The organism is Plesiocystis pacifica SIR-1, from assembly GCF_000170895.1.
In the GTDB taxonomy this organism is placed as follows: domain Bacteria; phylum Myxococcota_A; class Polyangia; order Nannocystales; family Nannocystaceae; genus Plesiocystis; species Plesiocystis pacifica.
This window is the reverse complement of record NZ_ABCS01000118.1, coordinates 21419-28778: the sequence shown is the minus strand read 5'-3', so window position 1 is coordinate 28778 and position 7360 is coordinate 21419. Positions and strand designations below refer to the sequence as shown.

The window sequence follows — 7360 nt, the reverse complement described above, 5'->3', positions numbered from 1 at the left end:
TCCACCACAGCGTCGTCGCGGCTCCTTGCCCTCGGGTCCCAGCTCCACCCCAAACCCGACACGGACTTCGGACACGCGGTACTAGCGAGCTCGCCTGGGCCTGGCAGGTTCGACGCGCCGCGGCTACCATCGGCTCGGCGCTTCGACTATGCCCCGACACAACATCGCTCGCCTCCAGCCTCGCTCCCAACTCGCCTTTGGCACGCTGCGCGCCCTCGACAGGGTCGGCCTCGGCCGCCCCTGCCTGCGCGCCATGCTGGGCTTGTTTCCGCGGGCCTACGCGCGAATGGGGCGCTCCCTCCGCGGCTACGAGCCGACGGAGCGCGACGTCTTCGTCGCCGTCTACCCCAAGGCGGGCAACAACTGGATGATGCAGCTGGCCACGCAGGTCGTGCACCGCGGGGAGGTCGAGTTCGACCACATCCACGACCTCGTGGCCTGGCCTCAGGCCCCCGTGCCCGAGCTGATCGTGCCCCTCGACGCGCCCACGCACCTTCGCTGCGTGACCGGCCGGCGGGTGATCAAGACCCAGCTGCCCCACCCGCAGACCCCCTACAGCGAGCGCGCCCACTACGTGGTGGTGCTGCGCGACCCCAAGGACACCCTCGTGTCCATGTACCACTTCGCCAACGGGGTCATCGGCGGCATCGTCGACGTGCAGTTCAGCATGGAGGCGCTGTACGAGTACGTCGTCAGCGACACCATGCCCGCGTGCTGGGCCGAGCACGCCGCGAGCTGGTGGGCGCTGCGCGAGCGCGACAACGTGTTCGTGGTCACCTTTGGCGAGATGAAGCGCGACCTCGCCGGTGTGGTCTCGAGCATGGCCGCGGTCCTGGGCGTCGAGCTCAGCGAGGCCGAGCACGCCCGCGTGGTCGAGCGGGGCAGCTTCGCGTGGATGAAGGCCCACGAGGACAAGTTCGCGCCCCCCGTGCCCACCTACCGGGGCCAGCCCGCGACGATGATCCGCAAGGGCGAGGTCGGCGGGAGCAAGGCCGCCCTGAGCCCGGCCCAGCGGGCGGCCCTCGACGATCACTACCGCCGCAAGCTCGCCGCCCTCGGCTCGGACCTGCCCTACGACGAGCTGTTCGTGGCGTCGTCCACGACGGCGAAATAGTCAGCCGCCCGAGCGCTGGGCGCTGAAGGCACGCCGGCCGACCCGCGCCTGGACGCTGCCGGTCATCTGCGTCGAGGTGTAGTCGGCGGAGATCGTCGCCTGGCCAATCGACGCCTCGAGCACGACCTCGACGTGGTCGGCGTCGGCGCTCACCTCGATGGCCTCGCGCCACTTCTTGATGAATACGCGCGCCGTGAGCTCGCCGCCTTGGCTCTCGAAGCACAGCTTCCCGCGCTTTTTGCCGAGGGGCAGATCCACGACCATGTCCCAGCACCCGAGCAGGGCCTGGGTCCCCGCCACCGCGGGCTCGGCCTCGACGGCGGGCCGCTCGGCGTGCGCAAGTCCGCCCGCGAGCAAGCACGCGAAGGTCACGGCGAGGCGCGAAGTCCAAAGATACGCACGGTCCATCATGCGGAGCAGGATAGCGAAACCCAGGGCGGTCGTGGGCTCCGGAGATCGGCGAGTCGAGTCGTTCATGGCTTGTCTCCAGGGGGCGGGGGCCGCAACGCTTCGCGGACCAGGCGCATGTGCTCCATCGCAAACTTGGGCGCCTGCCGCTTCCACTGCGCCTGGCTCAGGTGCGAGTGCGTGGCGAAGAAGAACACCAGCCCGCCCAGGGTCGTGCGCGCGACGACCTCGAGGTCCAGGTCCTCACGGACCTCGCCGGCGGCGACGCGCGCCTTCAGGTAGGCCGCGAAGGCGCCCGTCACCCGAGCCACGACGCTGCGAAACAGCGCGTGCAGCTCGGCGTTCGAGCGGGACTCGCCGAGCAGCACGTTGAACAGCTGCGCCTCGGGCGTCCCGGCCACCACCAGCTTCGAGAACATCCGCGCCATGTCGTCGAGGATCTCGGTCAGCGGGCGCGCGTCGGCGCCCTCGAGCAGCTTGACGACCTCGGTGCCGAAGGTCGTGCGCGTGGCCGCGACCGCCGCGAGCAGGGCCATCTTGTCGGGGAAGTGGTGGAAGATGAGCCCCTCCGAGACCCCCGCCTGCTTGGCGATCGAGCGCGTCGAGGTGCCCGCCACGCCGTGCTCGGCGAACAGCCTCAGCGCCGCGTCCGCGATGTTCTTCTTGGTCGCTTCAGCCTGCCGCTGGCGGGCTGTCTTGGCCTTTCGCTCTGCCATTCGCGGACCGACAGTACCCCCGCCCCAGGCGATGGAAAAGCCCGGCGCGGCCCGCCGCCGCCTCCCCGTGGGGACCCCGCTCGACATTTTCATTGAGCGCTCACTCAGTGAGTGTATACTCAGCAAGAGGACGCTGCCAAGGGCTTTCGGCGGCGCGAACGACGATGATTCAACGCTTGATGGTCAGGGTCCTGGCGGGGCGAACGGAGCGGACCCGAGGCATGTCCGCGGACACGATGCTCGACGCCATGGACCGCAAGCTCGAGAGTTTCAAAGCGCTCGTGCGCCCCGCCCCCGAGTCCAGGCCGCGCACGCCCTTCGACGGGCCCAACGGCGAGAACATGAGCCCCGCGCGGAGCTTCTCCTTTCGCCACATGCTGACCATGCTGCCGGACGCGATCCCGCTGCTCTTCGGCATGTGGCGGAGCGCTCGCATGTACGACCGGCAGTTCCTGCCCGCGAGCGACGAGGCGAGCCCGGAGTTCATCGCCGAGCTCGAGGCCATGGCCCGCGCCGCCGGTGCCCGCGACATCGCCTACGTCGAGGTGCCGCCCAACGCCATCTTCCGCGACAAGGGCATCCCCCACCGCTACGCCATCGTGTTCACGGTCGAGATGGACAAAGAGCCCATGGACAAGGCGCCGAGCTTCGAGTGCATGCACGAGGTCGGGAAGGGCTACAAGACCCTCGCGCAGGTCGGCAACCGCCTGGCCAAGCACATGCACGCCCACGGCTACGCGGCCTACCCCGGGACCGCCCTCGGCGGGGTGACGGACTACGTGCACCTCGCCGAGGTCGCCGGGTTGGGGGCCATCGGCTACCACGGCCTGTTGATCACCCCGGGCGAGGGCGCCCGCGTCCGCATCAACACCATCTACACCAACATCACCAACCTGCCCCTGGCCAACGGGGCGCCCAACGAGCACCGCTGGGTCCGGGACTTCTGCGCCATGTGTCACAAGTGCGTGCGCAAGTGCCCCGTGGACGCGATCAGCGACGAGCCAAAGCCCCGGGGGGACGGCGGCATGCAGGCCATCGACCACGACGCCTGCCGGGACTACTTCGCCGACAACTTCGGCTGCGCCGTGTGCCTGTCGGTCTGCCCCTTCAGCCATCGGGGCTACGACCAGGTCAAGGCCCGCTTCAAGGGCAACCCCAAGGCGCCGCAGTTCTTGATCCCCGTGGACGCCGTGCGTGTCCGCGGCCCCGACGCGGCGCGCACTTAGGCGTGCGCGGACGCGATCGCTACGATCAGCGCCAGCAGCGGGCGAGACCCAGCTCCTGGTCCCGTGGAGCGAGGCCGCCGAGCAGCTCATGAACGAGCGCGCGGCCGAGGCCACGGTGCTTCGGATTCGCTTCCGCTGAGTCGTGGACGTGGGGCAGGGAGGGCGTGGCGTCGTCCACGACGGCTAAAATAGTCAGAGACTGTGATTTACTCACAGTCTCTGAGTCGTGGACGTGGGGCAGGGAGGGCGTGGCGTCGTCCACGACGGCTAAAATAGTCAGGGACTGTGAAAAGTTCACAGTCCCTGAGTTCAAGCGCCCGCGTGCTCGCGGGCGATCTTGCAGGCGCCCTCGTAGTCCTTGGCGCCCTTCATGACCCGAATGGTCTCGGCCACCGCGAGGGGGTCGAGGCCGCCGGCCGTGGACAACAGGATCTTCACGTCGCCGCGATCGACGTGGGCCTGCAAGGCCGCGTGCATGGCCTTCGACTCGTCCGGCGTGCCGCTAAAGCTGAACTCGGTGTAGGTTGCGTCCGTCACGGATCGAGCCTACCCCAGCCCGCCCTCGCTCAGAGACTGTGAAGTCTTCACAGTCTCTGTCTGCTTTAGCCGTCGCGGACGACGCCACGCCCTCCCTGCCCCACGTCCGCGACTCAGCTCTCGAAGCCCAGCGGAATCAGCCGCAAGCTGACGAGCACCGCGAGGCTCAGGCCGCGGGTATGGGCACCCAACTCCGGGGTTAGCCAGGCCCGCTCGGGGCTGTCGAGGATCATCGCGGCGGCGGTCGTCGGGCGGTCGGCCCGGCTGTCCGTCGCCCGCAGCAGGGCGAGGGAGGCCGGCAGCCGTCGGCGGGTGAAGTTGAGCAGCTGGTACCACAGCACCACCTCCACGACCTGGGGCGGGGCCTCGCCCTCGCCCTGGCGCTCGAGGCTGCCCAGCAGGTTGTCGGCGAGGTCGCCGTCGAGGCTGAGCAGCCAGGGATCGCCGGGGCCTTCGTCGGTCTGGGCGATGTAGCTGCAGCGCAGCGCGACCTCGTCGCGGAGCTCGTCGGCGACCGCGGCGAGATCGTGGTCCGGAGGCTGGCGACGCTGACCGAGGCACTCGCCGATCCAGCGCTCACCCTCGGGCGTGCTCAGCTCGAAGCGCACCCCCAGCGCCTGGGTCGGTCGGGTGCGCGGGTTGTCGTCGCCCAGGAAGGCGCCGGGTACGGCCGCCTGCTCCCAGCGCTCGACCTTGGTGACCGCGTAGCCCCCGAGGGCGAAGCTCCCGTCCCGCGCGGGGCGTCCGGCGTTGTTCTCGACCAGCACACCTTCCCGGTGCAGCTGCGGATCGATCAGCTTCTCCGCCGCGCGCTGCTGCACCCCGCAGCCCGACGAGATCGCCAGCCCCATCGCCAAGATTGCGCAAGCACCAGGCGCGCGCTGGTGAGCACGAGCACGAGTAAAGCGGCGCGGAGGACGGGAAAACACGGGAGATCCACGGCCAGATACCCCGGTCGTTGCGGCTTCGCAACGTGAGAGCGGACAAAAACGCCCCCCCCACCCATTGCCGGGGCCCCGATCCAGCGTCCATGATGCGCCCTACCAGGCTCGCCGGCCCATCCCGTGGTGGGGCGAGCTCGGCCTGGACCCCAGGATCATGCAGCGCTCCGCTCGAACGTCCCGCCACCGGCGCTCCCCCGCGCTCCTCGGCCTGTGCCTGGCCGCCGCCGTCACGGCCACCGTCGTCGGTCACAGCGAGCCCACCGAGGCCGCCAACGCCCAGACCAAGGTCATCCTCAACGGCAAGCCCGTCGCGGTGTTCTTCAACGACGGCGACTCCTTCCGCGTGCTCTCGGGCTCCTACAAGGACTCCAAGGCCCGCCTCTACGGCTACAACACCCTCGAGTCCTACGGGGCCGTGCACGAGTGGGGCGGCTGGACCATGCAGGAGCTCTACGTGCTGGCCAAGATGGGCACCTACAACGCCCGCGACGGCGTGTGGGAGTGCGAGACCGACGGCAAGACCGACACCTACGGCCGCATGCTCGTGTGGTGCCCCGAGCTCGCCACGGACCAGGTCCGCCAGGGCTACGCCCACGTGATGAGCATCGACGACAACCCGGGCAGGGACATCCTCATCGAGGCCCAAAAAGAGGCCATCGCCAACAAGCGCGGGATCTGGGCCCACGGCATCCCCGAGTTCGTGCTGACCTCGCTGCACTCCGCCGAGGAGGACGTCGAGGGCCGCGGGACCTACAACCGGCTCGTGTCCTCCGTCGACGGCCACTCGGTCAAGTGGAAGCACAGCACCCGCTACGCCGAGTGCGACAAGGTCTGCCACACCATCTACGAGGTCGACGGCGCGGTCATCGATGGCCTGGTCGCCCCGGCCAAGATCGACCCGGCGACCAAGGCCTTCCTCGGCGCCCTGTCCGACAGCGACGTGCGCTCGGTGCTCTACGACTTCGCCATGTACCGGCACATCAACCGCAAGGTCGCGCCCGAAAAGCGCGAAGAGCTGAAGGCCGCGCTGATGGCCTGGGCCGAGGCCGGGCGCTTTGGCCAGCAGGCCTCGGGCGAGGGCGCGTGCATGCTCCACGTGCCCTTCAAGCGCCGCTTCGGCGGCGGGAAGGCCGAGTGCCTCAAGTGAGCACGCGGCCTTCGACGCGCTGGGCGGCCGCGTGCTTGCTCGGCGGCTTCGCGGCGGGGCTGTCGAGCGCCTGCTACGTCGTCACCACGCCGGTCTACGGCTGGGAGCAGGACGACATCTCGTGCACGGACTACATCGACAACGACGCCGACGGGCTGGTCGACTGCGCCGACCCGGACTGCCTGATCCTCTCGAACCTGTGCGGTGAGGACGTGCCCGAGATCCCGGTCGACGAGACCGAGGACAACCTCGCGGCCTGCACCGACAAGATCGACAACGACAACGACGGGCAGTTCGACTGCGGCGACCGGGAGTGCCGGGACATCCCCGAGACCTGCTGCCTGCGCGAGTTCGACGACGCCTCGTGCTCCGACGGCATCGACAACGACGGCAACGGCTTCGCCGACTGCGCCGACTTCGGCTGCCGCGGCGGGATGTTCGTGACCGTGTGCAGCGAGGACAGCAACACGACCTGCGACGACGGCGAGGACAACGACGGCGACGGCGACGTCGACTGCGACGACTCGGGCTGCGTGGGCACCAACGCGTGCGCGGGCCAGGTCGGCGGGGAGATGGAGAACACCCTCGAGGCCTGCTCCGACGGCGTCGACAACGACGGCAACGGCTTCACCGACTGCGCCGACTTCTCCTGCTCGATGTCCGAGGACCCCGAGATCCTCGAGTACTGCGCCAACTTGCCCAGCGAGGACACCCTCGAGACCTGCTCCAACGGCGTCGACGACGACGGCAACGGCTTCACCGACTGCGACGACTTCTCCTGCTCCCAGTCCGAAGACCAGGCCATCCTCGACTACTGCGCGAGCTTGCCCGACGAGACCTCCTTCGAGGAGTGCACCGACGGCGTCGACAACGACGGCAACGGCTTCACCGACTGCAACGACTTCTCCTGCTCCCAGTCCGACGACCAGGAGATCTTCGACTACTGCTTCGAGATCGGTGAGAACACCTTCGAGAAGTGCTCGGACCACCTCGACAACGACGGCAACGGCTTCGTCGATTGCGCGGACTTCTCTTGCTCCCAGGCCGACGACATCGCCGTGCGCCAGGCCTGCCAGGAGAGCCTCGGCGACGCCGAGGCCACCGACGACGAGCGCTGCTCCGACGGCCTCGACAACGACGCGGACGGCTTCGTCGACTGCGACGACTGGGACTGCTCTTACAACCCCAACGTGACGGTCTGCGACGGCCCCAAGCTATGCGAGATCTGACTTCCACTTCGGCCTCTAGCCCGCGCACTGACCTCCGCG

The 7360-nt window shown here is 69.0% G+C and carries 8 protein-coding genes; 4 read left to right on the top strand and 4 right to left on the bottom strand.

The window, feature by feature from the left end:
* Positions 1 to 148 precede the first annotated feature (148 nt).
* The gene (locus PPSIR1_RS35750; protein WP_006976143.1) at positions 149 to 1114 is read left to right on the top strand and encodes a sulfotransferase domain-containing protein; all 966 of its coding nucleotides are present in this window, start codon (positions 149 to 151) and stop codon (positions 1112 to 1114) included.
* Here the strand turns inward: PPSIR1_RS35750 and PPSIR1_RS35745 are convergent, their stop codons facing one another.
* Together PPSIR1_RS35745 and PPSIR1_RS44780 are read right to left on the bottom strand one after the other, a co-directional pair.
* Positions 1115 to 1525, bottom strand: a complete 411-nt coding sequence (locus tag PPSIR1_RS35745) for a hypothetical protein (protein ID WP_157596331.1) — start codon at positions 1523 to 1525, stop codon at positions 1115 to 1117. It lies immediately after the preceding gene.
* A 62-nt stretch (positions 1526 to 1587) separates the two neighbouring features.
* Positions 1588 to 2238: a TetR/AcrR family transcriptional regulator gene (locus tag PPSIR1_RS44780; protein WP_006976141.1), complete on the bottom strand. Its 651-nt coding sequence runs from the start codon at positions 2236 to 2238 to the stop codon at positions 1588 to 1590.
* A gap of 221 nt (positions 2239 to 2459) precedes the next feature.
* Between PPSIR1_RS44780 and PPSIR1_RS35735 the strand changes: the two genes are divergently transcribed.
* The gene (locus PPSIR1_RS35735) at positions 2460 to 3464 is read left to right on the top strand and encodes a 4Fe-4S binding protein (RefSeq protein ID WP_006976140.1); all 1005 of its coding nucleotides are present in this window, start codon (positions 2460 to 2462) and stop codon (positions 3462 to 3464) included.
* Positions 3465 to 3773: 309 nt separating this feature from the next.
* On the opposite strand, the gene PPSIR1_RS35730 is transcribed toward PPSIR1_RS35735, so the two are convergent.
* Positions 3774 to 4001, bottom strand: a complete 228-nt coding sequence (locus PPSIR1_RS35730; protein ID WP_006976139.1) for a hypothetical protein — start codon at positions 3999 to 4001, stop codon at positions 3774 to 3776.
* A 113-nt stretch (positions 4002 to 4114) separates the two neighbouring features.
* On the bottom strand, positions 4115 to 4852 hold the full coding sequence (locus tag PPSIR1_RS35725) for a hypothetical protein (RefSeq protein ID WP_006976138.1): 738 nt from the start codon (positions 4850 to 4852) through the stop codon (positions 4115 to 4117).
* A gap of 247 nt (positions 4853 to 5099) precedes the next feature.
* Between PPSIR1_RS35725 and PPSIR1_RS44775 the strand changes: the two genes are divergently transcribed.
* Together PPSIR1_RS44775 and PPSIR1_RS35715 are read left to right on the top strand one after the other, a co-directional pair.
* A complete protein-coding gene (locus PPSIR1_RS44775; protein ID WP_006976137.1) occupies positions 5100 to 6092 on the top strand; it encodes a thermonuclease family protein in 993 nt (330 codons plus the stop codon).
* The gene (locus tag PPSIR1_RS35715) at positions 6089 to 7321 is read left to right on the top strand and encodes a hypothetical protein (RefSeq protein WP_157596329.1); all 1233 of its coding nucleotides are present in this window, start codon (positions 6089 to 6091) and stop codon (positions 7319 to 7321) included. The genes PPSIR1_RS44775 and PPSIR1_RS35715 overlap by 4 nt, the downstream gene beginning before the upstream one ends.
* Positions 7322 to 7360 lie beyond the last annotated feature (39 nt).

Bases quoted from the DNA above. Each gene is read 5' to 3' on its own strand.
- PPSIR1_RS35745 (WP_157596331.1), bottom strand. From the start codon at position 1,525: ATGATGGACCGTGCGTATCTTTGGACTTCGCGCCTCGCCGTGACCTTC.
- PPSIR1_RS35750 (WP_006976143.1), top strand. From the start codon at position 149: ATGCCCCGACACAACATCGCTCGCCTCCAGCCTCGCTCCCAACTCGCC.
- PPSIR1_RS35735 (WP_006976140.1), top strand. From the start codon at position 2,460: ATGTCCGCGGACACGATGCTCGACGCCATGGACCGCAAGCTCGAGAGT.
- PPSIR1_RS35725 (WP_006976138.1), bottom strand. From the start codon at position 4,852: ATGGGGCTGGCGATCTCGTCGGGCTGCGGGGTGCAGCAGCGCGCGGCG.
- PPSIR1_RS44775 (WP_006976137.1), top strand. From the start codon at position 5,100: ATGCAGCGCTCCGCTCGAACGTCCCGCCACCGGCGCTCCCCCGCGCTC.
- PPSIR1_RS44780 (WP_006976141.1), bottom strand. From the start codon at position 2,238: ATGGCAGAGCGAAAGGCCAAGACAGCCCGCCAGCGGCAGGCTGAAGCG.